The organism is Alcanivorax sp. IL2, from assembly GCF_047495475.1.
Taxonomy (GTDB): Bacteria; Pseudomonadota; Gammaproteobacteria; order Pseudomonadales; family Alcanivoracaceae; genus Alcanivorax.
Genome location: NZ_CP179932.1, coordinates 3,552,505 through 3,574,746, shown reverse-complemented (window position 1 = coordinate 3,574,746; position 22,242 = coordinate 3,552,505). Strand labels below are relative to the sequence as shown.

Genomic DNA, 22,242 nt, shown 5'->3' with positions numbered 1-22,242 from the left:
CCTTTATGAGGCAAGTAACAAGCCGGGATTAAGGGGTAACCGCCTGCGCAGGCGCGGTAGTTGTTTCCTGATCTGTTCAGGTTGTGGCTCCGCGATAATGGTCGGGAAACCGACCCTGGCGACCGCCTCGAAATCAGATTGCAGTCGATTTTGACGGTTAATGTTTGTGAATCCAGGAGGTAAACATGCCTTTGAATCTGGAGGACAAACGGGCGATTGTTGCTTCGGTTAATGCTGTAGCTACTGAAGCGCTGTCTGCTGTGGTTGCTGACTATCGTGGTCTCACTGTTTCTCAGATGACTGAGTTGCGTAGTAAGGCCCGTGAAACCGGCGTGTACCTGAAAGTGGTACGTAATACGCTGGCGAAGTTCGCCGTGAAAGACACTGATTATGAGTGTCTAAACGACGTACTGGTTGGCCCCACTGTTTTAGCTTTTTCCCAGGATGATCCGGGCGCAGCTGCTCGTCTCATCAAGGATTTTGCTAAAGACAATGACGCGCTGGAAGTTAAGGCTCTGGCTGTGGGTGGTATAGCGTATGGTCCTCAGGACATTGATGTCCTGGCCAAGCTGCCGACTCGCGACGAAGCACTTTCTCAGCTCATGTCCGTTATGCAGGCCCCGGTGGCCAAATTTGTACGTACCCTCAACGAGGTGCCCGGCAAGTTTGTTCGTACGGTTGCTGCAGTCAAGGACCAGAAACAGAGTGCCGCCTGATTTGTCAGGCTGCGTAACTACCCGATCCAATCGGATCGCCCGTGTGGTGATTTAGGAGATTGAAAATGGCCGTTTCCAAAGAAGATATCCTCGGCGCTATCGCCGATATGAGCGTTATGGACCTCGTTGAACTGATCGAGGCCATGGAAGAGAAATTCGGCGTTACTGCCGCTGCTGCTGTTGCCGCTGCTCCTGCAGCTGCTGGTGGCGAAGCTGCTGCCGCTGAAGAACAAACCGAGTTTGACGTTGTTCTGACCGGTTTCGGTGACAAGAAAGTTGGCGTGATCAAGGCTGTCCGTGAAGTAACTGGCCTGGGTCTGAAAGAAGCCAAAGAGCTGGTAGAAGGTGCTCCTGCGCCGGTTAAAGAAGCCGCGTCCAAGGACGAAGCCGAAGAGATCAAGAAAAAGATCGAAGAGGCTGGCGGTACTGCCGAGCTCAAGTAAGCGCATTTGCGCAATGTCTTTCCACAATAATGCGGAAAGGCACCGGCTGGCAGCTTGAGGGCTGCCAGCCTTTTGTCGTTTCTGTGTGAGAGGTTTCATACAGGAATATCACCCAAGGGTGATAGATCAACAGCTGAGGAACGCAGATGGCATACTCATTCACTGAGAAAAAGCGGATCCGCAAAGATTTCGGCAAGCTTCCGAAGGTTATGGAGGTTCCGTACCTTCTGGCCATACAGCTCGATTCTTACCGTAAATTTCTGCAGCAAGATAAAAGTGCAGAAGAGCGTCTGGACCAGGGTCTGGAAGCCGCTTTCCGGTCAGTATTTCCGATTTCAAGTTATTCCGGGAATGCAGCGCTGGAGTATGCCGGCTATGAGTTCGGCAAGCCTGTTTTTGATGTAAAAGAATGTACTGTTCGTGGTACCACCTACGCTGCGCCGCTGCGCGTTCGGATTCGTCTGGTCATTTATGACAAGGAATCCAGTGGGGCCATCAAGGATATCCGTGAACAGCAGGTCTACATGGGCGAAATGCCCCTGATGACCGAAAACGGTACCTTTGTGATCAATGGTACTGAGCGTGTCATCGTGTCCCAGCTGCACCGTTCCCCTGGTGTGTTTTTCGACCACGATAAAGGCAAGACTCACTCTTCCGGCAAGCTGCTGTATTCCGCGCGGGTGATTCCTTACCGTGGTTCCTGGCTGGACTTTGAATTCGATCCCAAGGACCAGGTGTTCGTACGGATCGACCGTCGCCGCAAGTTGCCGGCGACGATCCTGCTGCGTGCGTTGGGCTATACCTCCGACGAAGTGTTGGAGATGTTCTTCGAGACCAACGAAATCGCAGTGGAAGACGGCATTTACCGTATGAAGCTGGTGCCGGAGCGTCTGCGTGGTGAAACCGCGACCTTCGATATCCTGGCTGACGGTGAAGTCGTGGTGGAGCGTGGCCGTCGTATTACTGCGCGTCATATCCGCCAGCTGGAAAAGGCCAATATCGAGTACCTGGAGATTCCTGCTGAATACCTGCAGGGCAAGTACCTGGCCAAATCCATCATCGACCAGGACACTGGTGAGATCCTGGTAGAGTGTAATACCGAGCTGACTGCGGAAACGCTGGACAAGCTCGAGCAGGGCGGAATCGACTATTTCGAAACCCTGTATACCAACGATCTGGACAACGGCCCGTTCATGGCCGACACCCTGCGTGCTGACCCGACCCGGACTCCGCTTGAGGCCCTGGTCGAGATCTATCGCATGATGCGTCCGGGTGAGCCGCCGACCAAGGAAGCGGCAGAGAACCTGTTCAAGAACCTGTTCTTTACCGATGAGCGTTACGACCTGTCTGGCGTTGGCCGGATGAAGTTCAACCGTCGTCTCGGTCGCGAAGATGAAACCGGTCCTGGCATCCTCTATGACGGTCGTTACTTCAGCGCCCGTAGCGACGAGGAAGGAAAGCAGTACTTTGCGCAGATGGGCGAAGAGACCTCTGACATCATCGAAGTGCTGCGCACCCTGGTGGATATCCGCAACGGTAACGGTGTGGTGGATGATATCGATCACCTGGGTAACCGTCGTGTGCGTTCCGTGGGTGAAATGGCTGAAAACCAGTTCCGTGTGGGTCTGGTGCGTGTTGAGCGCGCAGTCAAGGAGCGTCTGAGCCTGGCGGAATCCGAAGGCCTGATGCCGCAGGATCTGATCAACTCCAAGCCGGTGGCGGCTGCTGTTAAAGAGTTCTTTGGCTCTTCCCAGCTGTCCCAGTTCATGGATCAGAACAACCCGCTGTCCGAGATCACTCACAAGCGTCGTGTTTCCGCGTTGGGCCCAGGCGGTCTGACCCGTGAGCGTGCCGGCTTTGAGGTGCGCGACGTTCACCCGACTCACTATGGTCGTGTGTGTCCGATCGAGACCCCTGAAGGTCCCAACATCGGTCTGATCAACTCCCTGGCCACCTACGCTCGCGCTAACGAGTACGGTTTCCTGGAGTCGCCTTACCTGAAAGTGATTGATGGTAAGGTCAGCGAAGAAATTGAATACCTGTCAGCTATCGAAGAAGCCGAGTGTGTGATTGCACAGGTGGACGCGAAGATGACGGAAGAGGGCGGTTTCGAAGAAGACTTCGTGACTGTGCGTCACCGTTATGAATTTACCGTGATGGAGCGCGACACCATTACTCATATGGATGTCTCGCCTCGCCAGGTGGTGTCTGTGGCGGCGTCTCTGATTCCGTTCCTGGAACACGATGATGCTAACCGTGCCTTGATGGGTTCCAACATGCAGCGTCAGGCTGTGCCCACCCTGCGTGCCGACAAGCCGCTGGTAGGTACAGGCTTCGAGCGTCATGTGGCGCGCGATTCCGGTGTCTGCGTGGTTGCCGAGCGTGGCGGTGTCGTAGATAAGGTGGATGCCTCGCGGATCATCGTTCGTGTTAACGACGATGAAGTCACCGAAGGCGAAGCCGGCGTTGATATCTATAACCTGACCAAGTACACCCGCTCCAACCAGAACACCTGCATCAACCAGCGTCCGCTGGTGAAGGTGGGTGACAAGGTTGCAGCGCGTGACATCATGGCTGACGGCCCGTCCGTGGACATGGGTGAGCTGGCTCTGGGTCAGAACATGCGCGTCGCGTTCATGCCCTGGAATGGCTACAACTTCGAGGATTCCATCCTGATTTCCGAGCGGGTGGTGAAGGAAGATCGCTTCACCTCCATCCATATTCAGGAACTGACCGCGATTGCCCGTGATACCAAGTTGGGTCCGGAAGAGATTACTGCCGATATTCCCAATGTGGGCGAGGCTGCGCTGTCTAAACTGGACGAGTCCGGCATCGTTTACATCGGTGCGGAAGTGGGCGCCGGCGATATCCTGGTAGGCAAGGTAACACCGAAAGGTGAAACCCAGCTGACCCCGGAAGAGAAGCTGTTGCGTGCCATTTTCGGTGAGAAAGCCTCTGACGTGAAAGATACCTCCCTGCGAGTGTCTTCCGGCGTCAAGGGCACCGTGATTGACGTGCAGGTCTTCACCCGTGATGGCGTGGAAAAAGACGAGCGCGCCAAGCAGATCGAGCAGGACTCCCTGGACCAGTTCCGCAAGGACTTGAAAGACGAGTTCCGTATTGTTCAGCAAGATATCATGGAGCGTCTGCGCACCGTGCTGGTGGGCAAGAAGGTCAACGGTGGTGCCGGCTTCAAGCGCGGTACCGAACTGACCGCCGACGCCCTGAATAATCTGGACGCGGAAAAATGGTTCGAACTGCGCCCGGCCGACGATGACGTGGCCGAACAGCTTGAGCGTGCCCAGCAGTATCTGGAACTGCACAAGAAAGAGCAGGACGAGCGCTACCGCGACAAGCAGGCCAAGATCTCCGGTGGTGATGATCTGGCTCACGGCGTGCTGAAAGTGGTCAAGGTTTACCTGGCGATCAAGCGTCGCATCCAGCCTGGTGACAAGATGGCTGGCCGTCACGGTAACAAGGGTGTGATTTCCGTAATCATGCCGGAAGAAGATATGCCGTACGACGAGCACGGCGTGCCGGTAGATGTGGTGTTGAACCCGCTGGGTGTACCGTCCCGTATGAACGTGGGGCAGATCCTGGAAACCCATTTGGGTTGGGCTGCGAAGGGCCTGGGCGAGCGCATCGGTGAAATGCTGGCCGAAGAGAAGAAAGTGGCGGAAGTCCGCAGCTTCCTCGACAAGATCTACAACAAGGCAGGTGCCGGTGGTTCACCGGAAGATCTGGACAGCTTCAATGATGATGAAATCATCGAGCTGGCCCAGAACCTGGTTGGTGGCGTTCCCATGGCAACCGCGGTATTTGACGGTGCCAAGGAATTCGAGATCAAGGAACTGCTGGAGCTTGCCGGCTACGACCGTTCCGGTCAGATGCAACTCTGGGATGGCCGTACCGGTGAGAAGTTCGATCGCAAGGTCACCGTTGGCTACATGTACATGCTGAAGTTGAACCACCTGGTGGACGACAAGATGCATGCCCGTTCCACCGGTTCCTACAGCCTGGTAACCCAGCAACCGCTGGGTGGTAAGGCACAGTTCGGTGGTCAGCGTTTCGGTGAGATGGAAGTGTGGGCGCTGGAAGCCTATGGCGCCGCCTACACCTTGCAGGAAATGCTTACCGTGAAGTCCGATGATGTGAATGGCCGTACTCGTATGTACAAGAACATCGTGGATGGTGATCACCGTATGGACCCGGGTATGCCGGAATCCTTCAATGTGTTGCTGAAGGAAATCCGCTCTCTCGGTATCAATATCGAGCTGGAAAACGACTGAAGCAATGTGCGCCGCTCTCCCGTGAGGAGGGCGGCTCGTGTTGTTACCCGGGTTTAGGAAAGAATTGAGAGCGTAAAGCTCGCTACGGAGGACTGGCCTTGAAAGACCTGCTGAATCTGCTTAAAAGTCAGGGACAAGTCACGGAGTTTGATAAACTCAAGATCTCTCTGGCACCGCCGGATCTGATCCGCTCCTGGTCTTTCGGCGAAGTGAAAAAGCCGGAAACCATTAATTACCGTACCTTCAAGCCGGAACGGGATGGCCTGTTCTGTGCGCGTATCTTTGGTCCGATCAAGGACTATGAGTGTCTGTGCGGCAAGTACAAGCGTCTCAAGCATCGTGGTGTTATCTGTGAGAAGTGTGGCGTTGAAGTCACCCTCTCCAAGGTTCGCCGTGAGCGCATGGGTCACATTGAGCTGGCTAGCCCCACCGCGCACATCTGGTTTTTGAAGTCGCTGCCGTCCCGTATCGGCCTGATGCTGGACATGACCCTGCGCGATATCGAGCGGGTGTTGTACTTCGAATCCTTTGTGGTCACCGAGCCGGGCATGACGACGCTGGAGCGTGGCCAGCTGTTGACCGACGAAGAATACTTCGACTCCCTGGAAGAATTCGGCGACGAATTCGAAGCCAAAATGGGTGCCGAAGCGGTGCAACAGTTGCTCATGGAGCTGGACCTGGTCGAAGAGATCAAGATCCTCCGTGAGGAAGTGGAATCCACCAATTCCGATACCAAGCTGAAGAAGCTGTCCAAGCGTCTCAAGCTGATGGAAGCCTTCAAGGATTCCGGTAACAAGCCGGAGTGGATGATTCTTACCGTGCTGCCGGTTCTGCCGCCGGATCTGCGTCCGCTGGTACCGCTGGATGGTGGTCGTTTTGCCACCTCCGACCTGAACGATCTGTACCGTCGGGTGATCAACCGGAACAACCGTCTCAAGCGTCTGCTGGACCTGAGCGCCCCGGACATCATCGTGCGCAACGAAAAGCGTATGCTGCAGGAATCCGTGGATGCGCTGCTGGATAACGGTCGTCGTGGCCGCGCCATCACCGGCTCCAACAAGCGCCCGCTGAAATCCCTGGCTGACATGATCAAGGGTAAGCAGGGTCGTTTCCGTCAGAACCTGCTGGGTAAGCGGGTAGACTACTCCGGTCGTTCCGTGATCGTGGTAGGTCCGTCTCTCAAGCTGCACGAGACCGGTCTGCCCAAGAAAATGGCCCTGGAGCTGTTCAAGCCGTTTATCTTCGCCAAGCTGGAAGCGCGTGGCCTGGCCACGACGATCAAAGCTGCCAAGAAAATGGTCGAGCGCGAAACCGCCGAGGTGTGGGATATCCTCGCCGAAGTGATTCGCGAACACCCGGTGATGTTGAACCGGGCGCCGACCCTTCACCGTCTGGGTATCCAGGCGTTCGAGCCGGTGTTGATCGAAGGCAAGGCAATCCAGCTGCATCCGCTGGTGTGTGCCGCCTTTAACGCGGACTTCGATGGTGACCAGATGGCGGTGCATTTGCCGCTGACCCTGGAAGCCCAGCTGGAAGCCCGTGCGCTGATGATGTCTACCAACAACATCCTCTCCCCGGCCAACGGCGAGCCGATTATCGGCCCGACCCAGGACGTGGTGCTGGGTCTGTACTACATCAGCCGTGACAAGGTGAATGCCAAGGGTGAAGGGCAGATTTTTGCCGACACCAAAGAAGTAATGCGCGCCCTGGCCAACAAGCAGGTCGATCTGCATGCCCGGGTGAAAGTGCGTGTTCACGAAGTGGTAAGAGATCTGGAAGGCGGCGTGGAAGAGCGCACCTTTATTGCCGATACCACCCCCGGCCGCTGTAAGCTGTGGGATATCGTGCCGACAGGTCTTGGCTTTGCCATGGTCAACCAGAACATGACCAAGAAAGCCATTTCCAAGCTGCTGAACACTTGCTATCGGATTCTCGGCACCAAAGAGACCTGTATCTTTGCTGACCAGCTCATGTATTTGGGCTTCCGCGAAGCTACCCTGTCCGGTTCCTCCATTGGTGTGGAAGACATGGTGATTCCGGATGCCAAGTACACCATGATTGATGCTGCCGAAGACGAAGTGCGCGAGATCGAGGAGCAGTTTGCTTCCGGTCTGGTAACTCGCGGCGAGCGTTATAACAAGGTGGTGGATATCTGGGCGCGTACCAATGACCACATCGCCAAGGCAATGATGGAAAACCTGCGCGTTGAAGTGGTGAAAAACCGCGACGGCGAGGATGAAGAGCAGGGCTCCTTCAACTCCATCTTCATGATGGCCGATTCCGGTGCGCGGGGTTCCCCGGCACAGATTCGTCAGCTGGCCGGTATGCGTGGTCTGATGGCCAAGCCGGATGGCTCCATTATTGAAACGCCGATTACCAGCAACTTCCGTGAAGGTCTGAACGTACTCCAGTACTTCATCTCTACTCACGGTGCCCGTAAGGGTCTGGCCGATACCGCCTTGAAGACGGCGAACTCCGGTTACCTGACTCGTCGACTGGTTGACGTGGCACAGGATCTGGTGGTTACCGCTGAGGATTGCGGTACTGAAGAAGGCCTGCTGATGACGCCGCTGATCGAAGGCGGTGACGTGGTTGAGGCATTGGGTGAGCGCGTACTGGGTCGTGTTGTGGCCCGTGATGTGATGAACCCGCTCAGTCAGGATGAAGTGCTGGCCGAAGTTGGCACCCTGCTGGACGAAGTGTGGGTCAACAAGCTGGAGTCCATGGGTGTGGATGAAGTGCTGGTGCGCTCGCCGATCACTTGTGCCACTCGCTGGGGTGTCTGCTCCACCTGTTACGGCCGTGACCTGGCCCGTGGCCATCAGGTCAACGTCGGTGAAGCGGTTGGTGTTATCGCTGCCCAGTCTATTGGTGAGCCGGGTACCCAGCTGACCATGCGGACCTTCCACATCGGTGGTGCGGCGAGCCGGGCGTCTGCGGTATCCAGCATTCAGATCAAGCATGGCGGCAAGGTACGTTTCCATAACGCCAAGCATGTACAGCACAAGGACGGTCTGGTGATCGTTTCCCGTTCCGCCGATCTGGCGGTAGCGGATGAGCTGGGCCGTGAGCGTGAGCGTTACAAGCTGCCTTACGGTGCCACTGTGACTGTAGGTGAAGGTGATCAGGTTGATGGTGGTCAGGTTGTTGCTACCTGGGATCCGCATACCCACCCGATCATTGCGGAAGTGGAAGGCAAGGTGCAGTTTGGTGATATGGAAGAAGGTATCACCGTAAACCACCAGACCGACGAGCTGACCGGCCTGACCAACATCGAAGTGCTGGGCACGCAGAACCGTCCTGCCGCTGGTAAGGACATGCGCCCCGTAGTGCGTGTGGTTGATGGCAAGGGCAAGGCGGTATTGATGCCCAATACTGATATGCCGGCCCAGTACCTGTTGCCGGGTGGTGCACTGTGTGGTCTGAAAGATGGTGCAAACATCTCGGTGGGTGACGTGATTGCGCGGATTCCGCAGGAATCTTCCAAGACTCGTGACATCACCGGTGGTCTGCCCCGTGTTGCCGACCTGTTCGAAGCACGGAACCCCAAAGAAGCGGCAATCCTGGCTGAAAAGTCCGGTACCGTCTCCTTCGGCAAGGAAACCAAAGGCAAGGTTCGCCTGGTAATTACCCCGGATGACGGTGGTGATGTCTACGAAGAGCTGATTCACAAGTGGCGTCAGCTGAACGTCTTCGAGGGTGAGAAGGTCGAGAAGGGTGAGGTGGTCTCTGATGGTCCGCTCAACCCGCACGATATTCTGCGCTTGATGGGTGAATCCGAGCTGGCTCGTTACATCGTTAACGAGGTGCAGGAGGTTTACCGTCTGCAGGGTGTGAAGATCAATGACAAGCACATTGAAACGATCATCCGCCAGATGCTGCGTAAAGTAGAGATCCTGGAAGTGGGCGAGTCCCGTTTCATCAAGGGCGAGCAAGCGGAATATGCCCGTGTGATGGAAGAGATCGAGCACCTCAAGGCCGAGGACAAGATGCTGCCGCAGTACGAGCGTCAGTTGCTGGGTATCACCAAGGCATCCCTGGCGACCGAGTCCTTTATCTCTGCGGCGTCTTTCCAGGAGACCACCCGGGTTCTTACCGAGGCAGCGGTCACCGGGAAGGAAGACGATTTGCGCGGCCTGAAAGAGAACGTGGTGGTGGGGCGTCTGGTGCCGGCTGGTACTGGCTATGCTCATCACCTGGAGCGCCGCCGTCAGCGTGCCGAGGCACGCGGGCCGGAAGCGCCCACCATGGACGAGGTGGAAGCCGCCTTGTCCGAGGCTCTCAGCTCCTCAGACGAGTGATTGCTGGCGAGTAACGGAATCCCCGGCATCTTGACGTGATGCCGGGGGGTCCCTACAATCGCTGCCCCCCTGTTCAATGGGCAGTAAATGGGTGTCAGAGCTGTCAGATGACGGTTTCTGTCACAGAACTGTAAGCGTGAGGCAGTAGTTTCATGGCAACTGTAAACCAGCTGGTGCGCAAACCGCGCAGAAGCAAGGTAGAAAAGAGCGACTCCGTAGCCCTGCAGGGCTGCCCCCAGCGTCGCGGCGTTTGCACTCGGGTGTATACCACTACTCCGAAGAAGCCGAACTCCGCACTGCGTAAAGTGTGTCGTGTGCGTCTGACCAATGGTTATGAAGTCTCTTCCTACATTGGTGGTGAAGGTCATAACCTGCAGGAGCACTCCGTAGTACTGATCCGTGGCGGTCGAGTAAAAGACCTTCCCGGTGTGCGCTACCACACTGTTCGTGGAACTCTGGATACGGCAGGTGTGCAGGATCGCAAGCAGCGTCGCTCCAAGTATGGCGCCAAGCGTCCGAAGAAGTAATTGAAGTAATCGAGCCCCTTTTCTGAATGCCGCAGCTGCATGGCTGCGGAGGGATGAGTAAGGTCCGGACGGTATGCCGTTCCGGAATTACCTGAAGATTTCCCCGCCCTAAGCGGGAATGTTAGAGGAACACATCCGATGCCAAGACGTCGCGTTGTCGCCAAACGTGAGATCCTCCCGGATCCGAAGTTTGGAAGCCAGATTCTGGCCAAGTTCATGAACCACGTAATGGTTAGTGGTAAGAAATCCGTGTCTGAGCGTATTGTTTACGGCGCCCTGGACATCATTGCCGAACGCAAAGGGGCTGATTCCCTGGAGATGTTCGAGAAAGCGCTGGACAATATTCGTCCTGCCGTTGAGGTAAAGAGCCGTCGTGTTGGCGGTGCCACTTACCAGGTTCCTGTTGAAGTTCGTCCCAGCCGTCGTACTGCTCTGGCAATGCGTTGGTTGGTAGATGCTGCCCGTAAGCGTGGCGAGAAGAGCATGCCTGCCCGTCTGGCCGGCGAAGTGATGGATGCCGCCGAAGGCAAAGGCTCCGCGATGAAGAAGCGTGAAGACGTGCATCGTATGGCCGAGGCTAATAAGGCCTTCTCTCACTTCCGCTTCTAAGGCAGAAGGCAGTCGAGTGAAACCGGTCTGTGCTCAGGCCGGTTTCTATATTTGAATCAGTGAATCGAGGTTAGCCGCGTGGCACGTAAGACTCCTCTCAATCGCTATCGTAACATCGGTATTTGTGCGCACGTTGATGCGGGCAAAACCACGACTACCGAGCGTATTCTTTTCTACACCGGTATTTCCCACAAGATTGGTGAAGTGCACGACGGTGCTGCCACCATGGACTGGATGGAGCAGGAGCAGGAGCGTGGTATTACCATTACCTCCGCTGCGACCACCACCTTCTGGCAGGGCATGGATAAGCAGTACGATCAACACCGTATCAACATTATCGATACTCCCGGGCACGTTGACTTCACCATTGAAGTAGAGCGTTCCCTGCGTGTGCTGGATGGTGCTGTAGTGGTGTTCTGTGGCTCCTCCGGTGTTGAGCCTCAGTCCGAGACTGTATGGCGCCAGGCCAACAAGTACGAAGTGCCGCGCATCGTGTTCGTTAACAAAATGGACCGCGCTGGCGCGAACTTTGACGCAGTGTGTGACCAGATTCGTAAGCGTCTGGGTGCCAAGGTTGTGCCGATCCAGTACAACATCGGTGCGGAAGACGAGTTCAAGGGTGTTGTCGATCTGATCCGGATGAAAGCGATCTTCTGGAATGAAGACGACATGGGGGCGACCTACGAAGAGAAGGACATCCCTGACGACATCAAAGGCCGTTGCGACGAGCTGCGCGAACAGATGGCTGAAGCGGCCGCCGAAGGCTCTGAAGAGCTGATGGAAAAGTATCTGGATAACGGCGAGCTCACCAATGACGAAATCAAGGCGGGTCTGCGTCAGCAGGTTCTGGCCAATGAGATCGTTCTGGGCCTTTGTGGCTCTGCGTTCAAGAACAAGGGCGTACAGGCCCTGCTGGATGCGGTTATCGAGTTCCTGCCGGCTCCCGATGAAGTAAAAGCGATTCAGGGCGTTTTGGCAGATGGCGAAACCGTCGAGTCCCGCAAGTCTGCTGACGACGAACCGTTCTCTGCGCTGGCATTCAAGATTGCCACGGATCCGTTTGTGGGTTCTCTGACCTTCATCCGTGTCTATTCTGGCATCTTGAACTCCGGTGATAGCGTGCTGAACTCTGTGCGCGAAAAGAAAGAGCGTGTAGGTCGTCTGCTGCAGATGCATGCCAACAGCCGTGAAGAGATCAAGCAAGTTCTGGCGGGCGATATCGCTGCCTGTGTTGGTCTGAAAGATATTACTACCGGTGACACCCTGTGCGATCTGAATAAGCCGATCGTGCTGGAGCGTATGGAGTTCCCGGATCCGGTGATTTCCGTGGCTGTTGAGCCGAAATCCAAAGCCGACCAGGAAAAAATGGGTCTGGCGTTGGGTCGTCTGGCCCAGGAAGATCCGTCTTTCCGTGTGAAAACCGACGAAGAGACTGGTCAGACGATCATCTCTGGCATGGGTGAGCTGCACCTGGATATCCTCGTGGATCGCATGAAGCGGGAATTCAAGGTAGAGGCCAATATCGGTGCGCCGCAGGTTGCCTATCGTGAAACCTTTACCCGTGCTGCTGACGTGGAAGGTAAGTTCGTCAAGCAGTCCGGCGGTCGTGGTCAGTATGGTCACGTGAAGGTGAAGTTCGAGCCTATCGATCGTGACGAAGAGTTCCAGTTTGAGGAGCAGATCCATGGCGGCTCTGTACCCAAGGAATACTTCGGTGCGGTCCAGAAAGGTATCGATGAGCAACTGCAGTCTGGTGTGTTGGCCGGTTACCCGATCCTTGGTGTGAAGGCGGTTCTCTACGATGGTTCCTACCATGAGGTGGATTCCAACGAAAACGCTTTCCGTATGGCGGGTGCTCTGGCTGTTAAGAACGCAGCGAAAGAGGCCGGCGCGGTACTGCTCGAGCCGATGATGAAGGTGGAAGCGGTAACCCCGGAAGACTACATGGGTGACGTGATGGGCGACCTTAACCGTCGTCGCGGTATCGTTCAGGGCATGGAAGACACCATGGCCGGCAAGATTATTCGTGCCGAGGTGCCGTTGTCTGAAATGTTCGGTTACGCTACTGATCTGCGTTCCATGTCTCAGGGTCGTGCCAGTTACTCCATGGAGTTCCTGAAGTACGCCGAGGCACCGAAGAATATCGCTGATGAAGTGATCAGCGGCAAGAAATCTTAAATTTACGGTTAATTTGTTAAAGGTATTGAGCCGTGGCAAAGGAAAAGTTCGAACGTAATAAACCGCACGTAAACGTAGGCACCATTGGTCACGTTGACCATGGTAAAACCACTCTGACCGCCGCGCTGACCCGCGTGTGTGCAGAGGTTTGGGGCGGTAGCGCCATCGCTTTCGACGGCATTGATAATGCCCCGGAAGAGCGTGAGCGTGGTATCACCATTGCAACTTCTCACGTGGAATACGATTCCCCGACTCGTCACTACGCCCACGTAGACTGCCCCGGTCACGCTGATTATGTGAAAAACATGATCACCGGTGCCGCGCAGATGGACGGTGCGATCCTGGTATGTTCCGCAGCTGACGGCCCGATGCCGCAGACTCGCGAGCACATCCTGCTGTCCCGTCAGGTTGGCGTACCCTACATCGTTGTGTTCCTGAACAAAGCGGACATGGTTGACGATGAAGAGCTGCTTGAGCTGGTGGAAATGGAAGTTCGCGAACTGCTGAGCGACTATGACTTCCCGGGCGACGACACACCGATCATCAAGGGTTCTGCCCTGAAAGCACTGGAAGGCGATACCAGCGACATCGGTATGCCTGCCGTGCAGAAACTGGTTGAGTGCCTGGACGAGTACATCCCGGAGCCGGAGCGTGCCGTTGATCAGCCGTTCCTGATGCCGATCGAAGACGTATTCTCCATCTCTGGTCGCGGTACAGTAGTAACCGGCCGTGTAGAACGTGGCATCATCAAGGTGGGCGAGGAAATCGAGATCGTCGGTATCCACGACACCACCAAGACCACCTGTACCGGTGTGGAAATGTTCCGCAAGCTGCTCGACGAAGGTCGTGCAGGCGAGAACGTTGGTGTTCTGCTGCGTGGTACCAAGCGTGATGACGTTGAGCGTGGTCAGGTTCTGGCCAAGCCGGGCTCCATCAAGCCGCACACCAAGTTTATCGCTGAGGTGTACGTGCTGAGCAAGGACGAAGGTGGTCGTCATACTCCGTTCTTCAACGGCTACCGTCCGCAGTTCTACTTCCGTACCACCGACGTAACGGGTGCTTGTACCCTGCCGGAAGGTACCGAAATGGTAATGCCGGGCGACAACGTGCAAATGGACGTTGAGCTGATCGCTCCGATCGCCATGGAAGACGGCCTGCGCTTCGCGATTCGCGAAGGCGGCCGTACCGTTGGCGCCGGTGTGGTTGCCAAAATCACCGAGTAAGTTCTTTCTTGGTGCAAAAAGGGGCCGCCTGGCGGCCCCTTTTTGATGCTGGTGTCAGGCCTTTGGGCGTGTGCCGGCGTGCTCTCGGAATGCCGGGAGCGGGTAGAGGAGTGGGTATAAGGCCGAAGGGTGCTTTATTTTCACTTTTTTGCTGGATTTCCCGGATTTGGGGCAAAAGGCCCTTGCAATGCCCGGGGGGAATGGCTACTATCTGCGCCCTGCTTACGAGCAGTACCAACCGGGGCATTGTTCCCGGGCTTGTTTTGACACCACTAACCTATCCATAGGCGATCAGGTAAGTGGGCTTTTTGCCATATAAATATGGTTCGAAACAGTCTGGAGTTTGTTAGCTATGGCTAACCAAAGAATCCGCATCCGGCTCAAGGCCTTTGATCATCGTCTGATTGATCAGTCCGCCCAAGAGATCGTGGATACGGCTAAACGGACAGGCGCGCAAGTGACGGGTCCTATCCCGCTGCCGACGCGTAAAGAACGCTTTACAGTGCTGATCTCTCCGCACGTAAATAAAGACGCGCGAGATCAGTATGAGATCCGCACCCACAAGCGGCTGGTGGACATCGTCGAGCCTACGGATAAAACCGTGGATGCGCTGATGAAGCTGGATCTGGCTGCTGGTGTGGATGTGCAGATCAGCCTGGGTTAACAACGGGCGGGTATTACCGCGACAGGTTGTGAAGAGGTAAACAATGGCGATTGGTGTGATCGGTCGGAAATGTGGGATGACTCGGGTCTTCACTGAGGAAGGTATCAGTGTTCCCGTGACTGTCATCGAAGTGACCCCGAATCGGGTCTCCCAGCTCAAGGCCGAAGAATCAGATGGCTACCAGGCCGTGCAAGTAACGGTAGGTGAGCGCCGTGCCAGCCGCGTGACCAAGGCGCAAGCCGGTCATTTTGCGAAAGCTGGCGTAGAGGCGGGTCGTGGCGTTTGGGAATTCCGTGCTGAAGCTGGTGAGCTGCAGCCGGGTTCTGAAGTGACCGTCGAAGGGTTTGAAGCAGGTCAGATGATTGATGTGACCGGCACTTCCAAAGGTAAGGGTTTTGCTGGTGGCGTGAAGCGCTGGAACTTCAGCACCCAGGACATGACCCACGGTAACTCCTTGTCTCATCGTGCTCCGGGTTCCATTGGTCAAAACCAGACTCCGGGCCGCGTATTCAAAGGCAAGAAGATGGCTGGCCATATGGGTGCTGAGCGCGTCACTGTCCAGAATCTGGAAGTGGTTCGCGTAGATGCTGATAAGAATCTGTTGCTGGTTAAAGGTGCGGTCCCCGGTGCTACCGGTGGTGATGTGATCGTGCGTCTGGCAGTGAAGGCGAAGGCCTGAAAGAGGAATAGAGGATGAATCTCAATACTGCCTCTGGAGGTACCGTTACCGTTTCCGAAGTCGCCTTCGGCAAGGACTTTAACGAGCCTCTGGTTCATCAGGTTGTGACTGCGTTTCTGGCTGGTGCTCGTCAGGGTACCAAGGCTCAGAAAAATCGCTCTGATGTGAGCGGTGGTGGCCGTAAGCCGTGGCGTCAAAAAGGGACTGGTCGTGCCCGTGCTGGTACGATCCGTAGCCCGATCTGGCGTGGCGGCGGCAAGACGTTTGCAGCGGTGCCGCGTGATCACTCTCAGAAAGTGAACCGCAAGATGTACCGTGGTGCGCTGCAGTGCATCATGTCTGAGCTGGTTCGCCAGGAGCGTCTGATTGTGGTGGATGAATTCACCGTAGACGAGCCGAAAACCAAGGCTGTAGCAGCCAAGCTGAAAGAGCTGGATCTGACTAACGTCCTGATCGTGACTGACAGCGTTGACGAGAACCTGTATCTGGGTTCGCGCAATCTGCCTAAAGTCGACGTGCGTGATGCTGACGGCGTTGATCCGGTGAGCCTGATTGCTTTCGAGAAGGTGCTTGTTACTGTGCCGGCTCTTAAGAAGCTTGAGGAGGCGCTGGCATGAACCAGGAACGTATTTTGAAAGTGCTGCGTGCTGCGCACGTTTCTGAGAAGGCAACAGTGCTTGCCGATCAGAATGGCACCTTCGTGTTTAAAGTGGCTAAAGATGCGAACAAGCTGGAAATCAAAAAGGCAGTTGAAGCCCTTTTTGAAGTGAAAGTGAAGGCTGTTCGTACCGCCAACATGAAAGGCAAGTCCAAATTCTTTGGTCGCGTAGCTGGTAAGCGCGCTGACTGGAAGAAGGCCTATGTTTCCCTTGAGGAAGGCCAGGACATTGACTTCCTGGGCGCAGAGTAAGGAAGGGAGTAAGGAATAATGGCGATTGTAAAGTGCAAGCCGACTTCTCCGGGCCGCCGCTTTGTAGTCAAGGTGGTCAACGAAGATCTGCATAAAGGTGCTCCCTACGCGCCGCTGTTGGAAGCCAAGAGCAAAAACGGTGGTCGTAACAACAACGGTCGTATCACCACTCGTCACAAAGGTGGTGGTCACAAGCAGAAGTATCGCTTGGTCGACTTCCGTCGCAACAAGGACGGTGTTGTAGGCATTGTTGAGCGCCTGGAATACGATCCGAACCGTTCCGCGCACATTGCGCTGGTCAAGTACCTGGACGGTGAGCGTCGCTACATTCTGGCCCCCAAGGGCCTGCAAGCGGAAGACCGCATCCAGTCCGGCGAAGATGCGCCGATCAAGCTGGGTAACGCCTTGCCGCTGCGTAATATTCCGCTGGGTTCCACTGTCCACAATGTGGAGATGAAGCCTGGTAAAGGTGGTCAAATCGCTCGCTCTGCAGGGACATCCGTGCAGGTTCTGGCGAAAGACGGCCAGTACGTAACTCTGCGTCTTCGCTCCGGCGAAATGCGCAAGGTGCATGCTGACTGCAAGGCTACCATCGGTGCAGTATCCAACAGTGAGCATAGTTTGCGCTCGCTGGGTAAAGCGGGTGCAACGCGCTGGCGGGGTGTTCGACCCACTGTTCGCGGTGCGGCGATGAACCCGGTCGACCACCCACATGGTGGTGGTGAAGGGCGCTCTTCTGGTGGCCGTCATCCGGTAACCCCTTGGGGTGTGCCGACTAAGGGCTACAAGACCCGTACAAACAAGCGCACGACCAAAATGATTGTGCGTGACCGTCGTAAGTAAGGGATAAAGAGAGGTTCAGGCTGTGCCACGTTCACTGAAAAAAGGTCCTTTTGTGGATCACCACCTGCTCAGCAAGGTGGAAGATGCGGTGGAAGCCGGCTCCCGTAAGCCGATTAAAACCTGGTCCCGTCGCTCCATGATCGTTCCGGAGATGGTGGGTCTGACAATTGCTGTGCATAACGGCAAACAGCATGTACCGGTAATGGTTACCGAGCACATGGTGGGCCACAAGTTGGGCGAATTCGCCCTGACCCGCACCTACCGCGGGCATATCGTGGACAAAAAGGCTAAGCGATAAGGTGACAGCCATGGCTACTGAAGTTGCAGCCCGTCTGCGCGGCGCAAGAATTTCGGCTCAGAAAGCCCGCCTCGTAGCGGACCAGGTCCGAGGCCTGGAAGTCGAGAAGGCGCTGAATCTTCTGGAATTCAGCCCGAAGAAGGCGGCAAAAATCGTTAAGAAAGTGCTGGAGTCCGCGATTGCAAATGCGGAAAACAACGACGGCGCTGACGTTGATGAGCTGAAGGTGTCCACGATTTGCGTGGATGAAGGCATGACCATGAAGCGTATTCGTCCGCGCGCCAAAGGCCGCGCTGACCGAATCCTCAAGCGTACTTGCCACATTACTGTGAAAGTCTCAGAAGGTCAGGAGTAACCAGATGGGTCAGAAAGTTCATCCGGTCGGTATTCGCCTTGGCATTGTCAAAGAGCACAACTCGCTTTGGTATGCCGGACCGAAGTCTTACGCAGACTGCCTGGTTACCGACCTGCAGGTACGAGAGTTCCTGTTTAAGCGTTTGAAGAATGCGTCGGTGAGCCGTATCAAGATTGAGCGTCCGTCAGAAAACGTGCGCATCACTATTGCTACCGCTCGACCGGGCATCGTGATTGGTAAGAAAGGCGAAGATGTCGAACGCCTGCGCCGCGATGTGGCCGCCCAGATGGGTGTGCCAGTTCACATCAACATCGAGGAAGTGCGCAAGCCCGACCTGGATGCGCGCCTGGTAGGTGACAATGTCGCTGGTCAGCTGGAGCGCCGAGTGATGTTTCGTCGCGCCATGAAGCGTGCGGTTCAGAACGCCATGAAGTCCGGTGCTGAAGGTATCAGAATTCAGCTGTCCGGTCGTCTGGGTGGTGCAGAAATTGCGCGTACCGAATGGTACCGCGAAGGCCGAGTGCCTCTGCATACTTTGCGTGCCGACATCGATTACGCAAGCGTACGTGCTGAAACTACGTACGGCACTATCGGTATCAAGGTGTGGATCTTCCGTGGCGAAGTGCTTGGTGGCATGGAGCAGGTTCAGAAGGAAGAGCAGCAGAAGCAGTCCAAGGGCGCGAAGAAGCGCGGCCGCGGTTAAAGGGTAACGAACGATGTTGCAGCCGAAGCGTACCAAATTCCGGAAAGTGATGAAGGGCCGTAACCGCGGCCTGGCACAGCGGGGCAGCAAAGTGTCTTTTGGCACTATTGGACTGCAAGCTACCGGTCGTGGCCGTATTACTGCGCGCCAGATCGAAGCGGCCCGTCGTGCAATGACCCGCCACATCAAACGTGGTGGTAAAATTTGGATCCGGGTTTTCCCGGACAAGCCGATTACCAAGAAGCCTCTTGAAGTGCGGATGGGTAAAGGTAAGGGTTCTGTAGAGTATTGGGTAGCCCAGATTCAACCGGGCAAGATGCTTTACGAAATGGAAGGTGTGTCAGAAGACGTTGCGCGTGAAGCGTTCCGTCTGGCCGCGGCCAAGCTGCCGGTAAGCACCCGTGTCGTTACTCGGACGGTGATGTAAGCCATGAAAGCGAGCGAGCTGAAAGAAAAGAGTGTCGAAGAGCTGCAGCAGACGCAAATCGAGCTGCTTGAAGAACAATTCAAGCTGCGTATGAAGAGCGCGTCCGGTCAGATTTCTAAAACCCATGAGCTTGGGACGGTTCGCCGCAATATTGCGCGCGTTAAGACCATTCTGAGAGAGAAGCAGGGTAACTAGTCATGGCAGAGGCGAATACAATGCGCCGGACCGCTACCGGCAAAGTCATCTCTAATAAAGGTGACAAAACTATCACTGTGTTGGTAGAGCGCCGGGTCCAGCACCCGATTTACGGCAAGATCATCAAGCGTTCCACGAAACTGATGGCGCACGATGAAGAGAATGCATGTCGTGAAGGTGACCTGGTCACCATTGAGGAGTGCCGGCCGCTGTCCAAACGCAAGACCTGGATGCTGGTAAACGTAGTTGAACAGGCGAACGAAGCCTGACGGACCGTTGCTGTGGCTGCCTGTAAAGGCAGAGTTGGAGAGATTTAGCGATGATTCAGACCGAAAGCATGCTCGAAGTCGCCGATAACAGCGGCGCCCGTCGGGTACAGTGCATCAAAGTGCTGGGTGGTTCTCACCGCCGCTATGCAGGCATTGGTGACATCATCAAGGTCACAGTGAAGGAAGCAATTCCGCGCGGCCGTGTAAAGAAAGGTGATGTAATGACCGCTGTGGTCGTGCGTACCCGTAAGGGTGTGCGTCGTCCAGACGGTTCACTGATTCGTTTCGACGAAAACGCCGCGGTGCTTTTGAACAACAATAAAGCACCGATCGGTACCCGGATCTTCGGCCCGGTAACGCGGGAGCTGCGTACCGAGCAGTTTATGAAGATCATCTCCCTGGCACCTGAAGTTCTGTAAAGGCGGGTGAAGGTAATGCTCAAGATTAAGCGTGATGACGAAGTCATTGTAATTGCGGGAAAGGACAAAGGTAAGCGTGGCTCTGTTCAGCAGGTTCTGGACAATGGTCGCCTCATCGTTGCTGGCGTCAACATGGTTAAGAAACATGTTAAGGCCAATCCTAACCGTGGTACTCAAGGCGGCATCGTAGAACAGGAAGCATCGCTAAACGCTTCCAACGTTGCCATCTGGAACCCCAAGACGCAGAAAGCGGATCGTGTGGGCTTCCGTTTTGAAGACGGCAACAAAGTGCGTTTCTTCAAGTCCAACGGCGAAACGCTGTAGGTTAGGTGACCCATGAGTGATCTGAAAAAGATTTATCAAAACGACATCGTGCCCAAGCTGAAAGAAGAGCTTGGCCTCGGTAATATCATGGAAGTGCCAAAGATCACCAAGATCACCCTGAACATGGGTGTTGGTGAAGCTTCCGCGGATCGTAAGGCGATGGATGGTGCCCTGGCGGACATGACTGCAATTTCCGGTCAGAAGCCCCTGGTAACCAACGCGCGCAAGTCTGTAGCAGGCTTCAAGATCCGTGAAGGTTGGCCGATTGGCTGTAAGGTAACCCTGCGTGGCGAGAGAATGTATGAATTCCTCGAGCGTCTGGTTTCCATCGCCATTCCGCGTATTCGCGACTTCCGTGGTCTGAATCCGAAATCCTTTGACGGCCGTGGTAATTATTCCATGGGGCTGCGCGAGCAGATCGTGTTCCCGGAAATTGATTTCGATAAAGTCGACAAGCTGCGTGGTATGGATATCACCATTACCACCACAGCGAAAAGCGACGACCAAGCACGGGCGCTGCTGCGCGCCTTCAACTTCCCGCTGAAGGGCTAAGAGGATTTATCATGGCTAAAGAATCCATGAAAAACCGGGAAGCAAAACGCGCTAAGCTGGTTAAGCGTTTTGCCGCCAAGCGTGCAGCGCTTAAGGCGATTATCCAGGATCCCAATGCAGAACCTGAAGCGAAGTGGGATGCTCAGCTTCAGCTGCAAAAATTGCCGCGCGATTCTTCCCCGGTTCGTCAGCGTAACCGCTGTCGTATCACCGGTCGTCCGCACGGCTACTACCGCAAGTTCGGCCTGAGCCGGATCAAGCTGCGTGAAGCAGCGATGCGCGGTGATGTTCCCGGTCTGGTTAAAGCCAGCTGGTAAGCAAAGTTAAGCGGAGCGATTGCGGCATGAGCATGCAAGATACCATGGCGGATATGTTAACTCGTATCCGTAACGCCCAGATGGCCGAGAAAGTACAGGTCGAGATTCCTGCCTCCAAGGCAAAGGAAGCTGTAGCCAAAGTACTGAAGGAAGAGGGCTTCATTGCTGATTACAAGATCAGCGATGACAAGAAACCGGTAATGACGGTTGAGCTTAAGTATTTCGAAGGCAGCCCGGTGATTGACACTATCAAACGGGTAAGTCGTCCTGGTCTGCGGGTCTACAAGGCCGCGGGTGAGATTCCCAAGGTCAAAGGTGGCCTGGGTATCATGATCGTATCCACCAATCAGGGCATTATTTCTGACCGCGCAGCGCGCAAAGCCAATGTTGGTGGCGAGCTGATCTGCGAAGTGTCCTAACAGAAGTGGCGTAGACGGGTTAGGTGCAGCAATGTCTAGAGTAGCTAAAAGTCCGGTAAATCTGCCGAAGGGCGTCGAAGTTAAAGTCGACGGCCAGAAAGTCACCGTTAAAGGTGGCAAAGGCAGCCTGGAGCACGAAGTACACGAGCTGGTAGCCGTGTCCCTGGATGACGGTGTGGTATCAGTTAAGCCGCACGATGATTCCCAGAAGGCATGGGCGTTGGCGGGAACTTCTCGTGCTCTGCTGAATAACATGGTGACTGGCGTTGCCGAAGGGTTCGAGCGTAAGCTTCAGCTCCTCGGTGTGGGTTATCGCGCGCAGGCTCAGGGCAAGGTACTGAACCTGACCCTCGGTTTCTCCCATCCGGTAGCTTTCGAGTTGCCCGAAGGGATTACCGTTGAAACCCCGAGCCAGACCGAAATTGTCATTAAAGGCATTGATAAGCAGCTGGTTGGTCAGGTTGCTGCCAATGTTCGGGCCTTCCGTCCGCCTGAGCCCTACAAGGGTAAAGGGGTGCGCTATGCTGATGAGCAAGTGCGCCGTAAGGAAGCCAAGAAGAAATAATTGTCGAGATTGATGCC

General features: G+C 55.5%; 25 protein-coding genes. All 25 read left to right on the top strand.

Translation table 11 applies throughout. The features are described from left to right. Positions 1-185 precede the first annotated feature (185 nt). Positions 186-716: a 50S ribosomal protein L10 gene (gene rplJ, locus ACMG4N_RS16480; protein ID WP_414432453.1), complete on the top strand. Its 531-nt coding sequence runs from the start codon at positions 186-188 to the stop codon at positions 714-716. 65 nt (positions 717-781) lie between these two features. Next, positions 782-1,159: a 50S ribosomal protein L7/L12 gene (rplL, locus tag ACMG4N_RS16475; RefSeq protein ID WP_035250664.1), complete on the top strand. Its 378-nt coding sequence runs from the start codon at positions 782-784 to the stop codon at positions 1,157-1,159. 146 nt (positions 1,160-1,305) lie between these two features. Further along, positions 1,306-5,448, top strand: a complete 4,143-nt coding sequence (gene rpoB, locus ACMG4N_RS16470) for a DNA-directed RNA polymerase subunit beta (protein WP_414432451.1) — start codon at positions 1,306-1,308, stop codon at positions 5,446-5,448. A 98-nt stretch (positions 5,449-5,546) separates the two neighbouring features. Continuing rightward, the gene (gene rpoC, locus ACMG4N_RS16465; protein WP_414432449.1) at positions 5,547-9,749 is read left to right on the top strand and encodes a DNA-directed RNA polymerase subunit beta'; all 4,203 of its coding nucleotides are present in this window, start codon (positions 5,547-5,549) and stop codon (positions 9,747-9,749) included. Positions 9,750-9,901: 152 nt separating this feature from the next. Next, positions 9,902-10,276, top strand: a complete 375-nt coding sequence (rpsL, locus tag ACMG4N_RS16460) for a 30S ribosomal protein S12 (protein WP_035250673.1) — start codon at positions 9,902-9,904, stop codon at positions 10,274-10,276. A gap of 138 nt (positions 10,277-10,414) precedes the next feature. Then, positions 10,415-10,885, top strand: a complete 471-nt coding sequence (gene rpsG, locus ACMG4N_RS16455; RefSeq protein WP_035250676.1) for a 30S ribosomal protein S7 — start codon at positions 10,415-10,417, stop codon at positions 10,883-10,885. Between the two features lie 78 nt (positions 10,886-10,963). After that, the gene (gene fusA / locus ACMG4N_RS16450) at positions 10,964-13,063 is read left to right on the top strand and encodes an elongation factor G (protein WP_414432448.1); all 2,100 of its coding nucleotides are present in this window, start codon (positions 10,964-10,966) and stop codon (positions 13,061-13,063) included. Positions 13,064-13,095: 32 nt separating this feature from the next. Further along, the gene (gene tuf, locus ACMG4N_RS16445; RefSeq protein ID WP_414432446.1) at positions 13,096-14,286 is read left to right on the top strand and encodes an elongation factor Tu; all 1,191 of its coding nucleotides are present in this window, start codon (positions 13,096-13,098) and stop codon (positions 14,284-14,286) included. 352 nt (positions 14,287-14,638) lie between these two features. Beyond that, the gene (gene rpsJ, locus ACMG4N_RS16440; protein WP_022986497.1) at positions 14,639-14,950 is read left to right on the top strand and encodes a 30S ribosomal protein S10; all 312 of its coding nucleotides are present in this window, start codon (positions 14,639-14,641) and stop codon (positions 14,948-14,950) included. 43 nt (positions 14,951-14,993) lie between these two features. Next, on the top strand, positions 14,994-15,629 hold the full coding sequence (rplC, locus tag ACMG4N_RS16435; protein ID WP_297766842.1) for a 50S ribosomal protein L3: 636 nt from the start codon (positions 14,994-14,996) through the stop codon (positions 15,627-15,629). A gap of 14 nt (positions 15,630-15,643) precedes the next feature. Beyond that, positions 15,644-16,246: a 50S ribosomal protein L4 gene (gene rplD / locus ACMG4N_RS16430; protein ID WP_035249925.1), complete on the top strand. Its 603-nt coding sequence runs from the start codon at positions 15,644-15,646 to the stop codon at positions 16,244-16,246. Further along, a complete protein-coding gene (gene rplW, locus ACMG4N_RS16425) occupies positions 16,243-16,539 on the top strand; it encodes a 50S ribosomal protein L23 (RefSeq protein ID WP_035249926.1) in 297 nt (98 codons plus the stop codon). Before rplD ends, rplW begins: the two co-directional genes overlap by 4 nt. 18 nt (positions 16,540-16,557) lie before the next feature. Then, positions 16,558-17,382: a 50S ribosomal protein L2 gene (rplB, locus tag ACMG4N_RS16420; protein WP_035249927.1), complete on the top strand. Its 825-nt coding sequence runs from the start codon at positions 16,558-16,560 to the stop codon at positions 17,380-17,382. Between the two features lie 22 nt (positions 17,383-17,404). Next, positions 17,405-17,680 (top strand): 30S ribosomal protein S19, encoded by a 276-nt coding sequence (gene rpsS, locus ACMG4N_RS16415; RefSeq protein WP_035249928.1) that lies wholly within the window; start codon positions 17,405-17,407, stop codon positions 17,678-17,680. Between the two features lie 10 nt (positions 17,681-17,690). Further along, complete coding sequence (rplV, locus tag ACMG4N_RS16410; RefSeq protein WP_035249929.1) at positions 17,691-18,035, top strand: 50S ribosomal protein L22; 345 nt, start codon at positions 17,691-17,693, stop codon at positions 18,033-18,035. A gap of 4 nt (positions 18,036-18,039) precedes the next feature. Next, positions 18,040-18,738, top strand: a complete 699-nt coding sequence (gene rpsC / locus ACMG4N_RS16405) for a 30S ribosomal protein S3 (RefSeq protein ID WP_035249930.1) — start codon at positions 18,040-18,042, stop codon at positions 18,736-18,738. Positions 18,739-18,751: 13 nt separating this feature from the next. Beyond that, positions 18,752-19,165: a 50S ribosomal protein L16 gene (rplP, locus tag ACMG4N_RS16400; protein ID WP_035249931.1), complete on the top strand. Its 414-nt coding sequence runs from the start codon at positions 18,752-18,754 to the stop codon at positions 19,163-19,165. Between the two features lie 3 nt (positions 19,166-19,168). Next, on the top strand, positions 19,169-19,360 hold the full coding sequence (rpmC, locus tag ACMG4N_RS16395; RefSeq protein ID WP_011587694.1) for a 50S ribosomal protein L29: 192 nt from the start codon (positions 19,169-19,171) through the stop codon (positions 19,358-19,360). A gap of 2 nt (positions 19,361-19,362) precedes the next feature. Further along, a complete protein-coding gene (gene rpsQ / locus ACMG4N_RS16390; RefSeq protein ID WP_290508861.1) occupies positions 19,363-19,629 on the top strand; it encodes a 30S ribosomal protein S17 in 267 nt (88 codons plus the stop codon). 50 nt (positions 19,630-19,679) lie between these two features. Continuing rightward, positions 19,680-20,048, top strand: coding sequence for a 50S ribosomal protein L14 (rplN, locus tag ACMG4N_RS16385; protein ID WP_022986486.1), 369 nt, complete (start codon positions 19,680-19,682; stop codon positions 20,046-20,048). A 15-nt stretch (positions 20,049-20,063) separates the two neighbouring features. Beyond that, positions 20,064-20,372 (top strand): 50S ribosomal protein L24, encoded by a 309-nt coding sequence (gene rplX / locus ACMG4N_RS16380; RefSeq protein ID WP_035249933.1) that lies wholly within the window; start codon positions 20,064-20,066, stop codon positions 20,370-20,372. Positions 20,373-20,384: 12 nt separating this feature from the next. Continuing rightward, positions 20,385-20,924: a 50S ribosomal protein L5 gene (rplE, locus tag ACMG4N_RS16375; RefSeq protein ID WP_035249934.1), complete on the top strand. Its 540-nt coding sequence runs from the start codon at positions 20,385-20,387 to the stop codon at positions 20,922-20,924. Positions 20,925-20,935: 11 nt separating this feature from the next. Continuing rightward, entirely contained in the window at positions 20,936-21,241 is a 306-nt protein-coding gene (gene rpsN / locus ACMG4N_RS16370; RefSeq protein WP_035249935.1) for a 30S ribosomal protein S14, read from the top strand. A 26-nt stretch (positions 21,242-21,267) separates the two neighbouring features. Then, positions 21,268-21,660, top strand: coding sequence for a 30S ribosomal protein S8 (rpsH, locus tag ACMG4N_RS16365; protein ID WP_035249936.1), 393 nt, complete (start codon positions 21,268-21,270; stop codon positions 21,658-21,660). 31 nt (positions 21,661-21,691) lie between these two features. Continuing rightward, positions 21,692-22,225: a 50S ribosomal protein L6 gene (gene rplF, locus ACMG4N_RS16360; RefSeq protein WP_035249937.1), complete on the top strand. Its 534-nt coding sequence runs from the start codon at positions 21,692-21,694 to the stop codon at positions 22,223-22,225. The last annotated feature ends 17 nt before the right edge of the window (positions 22,226-22,242 follow it).

What these genes read in the sequence shown, in the direction of transcription:
- rplJ (WP_414432453.1), top strand. Translation starts at nt 186, where the DNA reads ATGCCTTTGAATCTGGAGGACAAACGGGCGATTGTTGCTTCGGTTAAT.
- rplL (WP_035250664.1), top strand. Translation starts at nt 782, where the DNA reads ATGGCCGTTTCCAAAGAAGATATCCTCGGCGCTATCGCCGATATGAGC.
- rpoB (WP_414432451.1), top strand. Translation starts at nt 1,306, where the DNA reads ATGGCATACTCATTCACTGAGAAAAAGCGGATCCGCAAAGATTTCGGC.
- rpsL (WP_035250673.1), top strand. Translation starts at nt 9,902, where the DNA reads ATGGCAACTGTAAACCAGCTGGTGCGCAAACCGCGCAGAAGCAAGGTA.
- rpsG (WP_035250676.1), top strand. Translation starts at nt 10,415, where the DNA reads ATGCCAAGACGTCGCGTTGTCGCCAAACGTGAGATCCTCCCGGATCCG.
- rpsJ (WP_022986497.1), top strand. Translation starts at nt 14,639, where the DNA reads ATGGCTAACCAAAGAATCCGCATCCGGCTCAAGGCCTTTGATCATCGT.
- rplC (WP_297766842.1), top strand. Translation starts at nt 14,994, where the DNA reads ATGGCGATTGGTGTGATCGGTCGGAAATGTGGGATGACTCGGGTCTTC.
- rplD (WP_035249925.1), top strand. Translation starts at nt 15,644, where the DNA reads ATGAATCTCAATACTGCCTCTGGAGGTACCGTTACCGTTTCCGAAGTC.
- rplW (WP_035249926.1), top strand. Translation starts at nt 16,243, where the DNA reads ATGAACCAGGAACGTATTTTGAAAGTGCTGCGTGCTGCGCACGTTTCT.
- rplB (WP_035249927.1), top strand. Translation starts at nt 16,558, where the DNA reads ATGGCGATTGTAAAGTGCAAGCCGACTTCTCCGGGCCGCCGCTTTGTA.
- rplV (WP_035249929.1), top strand. Translation starts at nt 17,691, where the DNA reads ATGGCTACTGAAGTTGCAGCCCGTCTGCGCGGCGCAAGAATTTCGGCT.
- rpsC (WP_035249930.1), top strand. Translation starts at nt 18,040, where the DNA reads ATGGGTCAGAAAGTTCATCCGGTCGGTATTCGCCTTGGCATTGTCAAA.
- rplP (WP_035249931.1), top strand. Translation starts at nt 18,752, where the DNA reads ATGTTGCAGCCGAAGCGTACCAAATTCCGGAAAGTGATGAAGGGCCGT.
- rpmC (WP_011587694.1), top strand. Translation starts at nt 19,169, where the DNA reads ATGAAAGCGAGCGAGCTGAAAGAAAAGAGTGTCGAAGAGCTGCAGCAG.
- rpsQ (WP_290508861.1), top strand. Translation starts at nt 19,363, where the DNA reads ATGGCAGAGGCGAATACAATGCGCCGGACCGCTACCGGCAAAGTCATC.
- rplN (WP_022986486.1), top strand. Translation starts at nt 19,680, where the DNA reads ATGATTCAGACCGAAAGCATGCTCGAAGTCGCCGATAACAGCGGCGCC.
- rplX (WP_035249933.1), top strand. Translation starts at nt 20,064, where the DNA reads ATGCTCAAGATTAAGCGTGATGACGAAGTCATTGTAATTGCGGGAAAG.
- rplE (WP_035249934.1), top strand. Translation starts at nt 20,385, where the DNA reads ATGAGTGATCTGAAAAAGATTTATCAAAACGACATCGTGCCCAAGCTG.
- rpsN (WP_035249935.1), top strand. Translation starts at nt 20,936, where the DNA reads ATGGCTAAAGAATCCATGAAAAACCGGGAAGCAAAACGCGCTAAGCTG.
- rpsH (WP_035249936.1), top strand. Translation starts at nt 21,268, where the DNA reads ATGAGCATGCAAGATACCATGGCGGATATGTTAACTCGTATCCGTAAC.
- rplF (WP_035249937.1), top strand. Translation starts at nt 21,692, where the DNA reads ATGTCTAGAGTAGCTAAAAGTCCGGTAAATCTGCCGAAGGGCGTCGAA.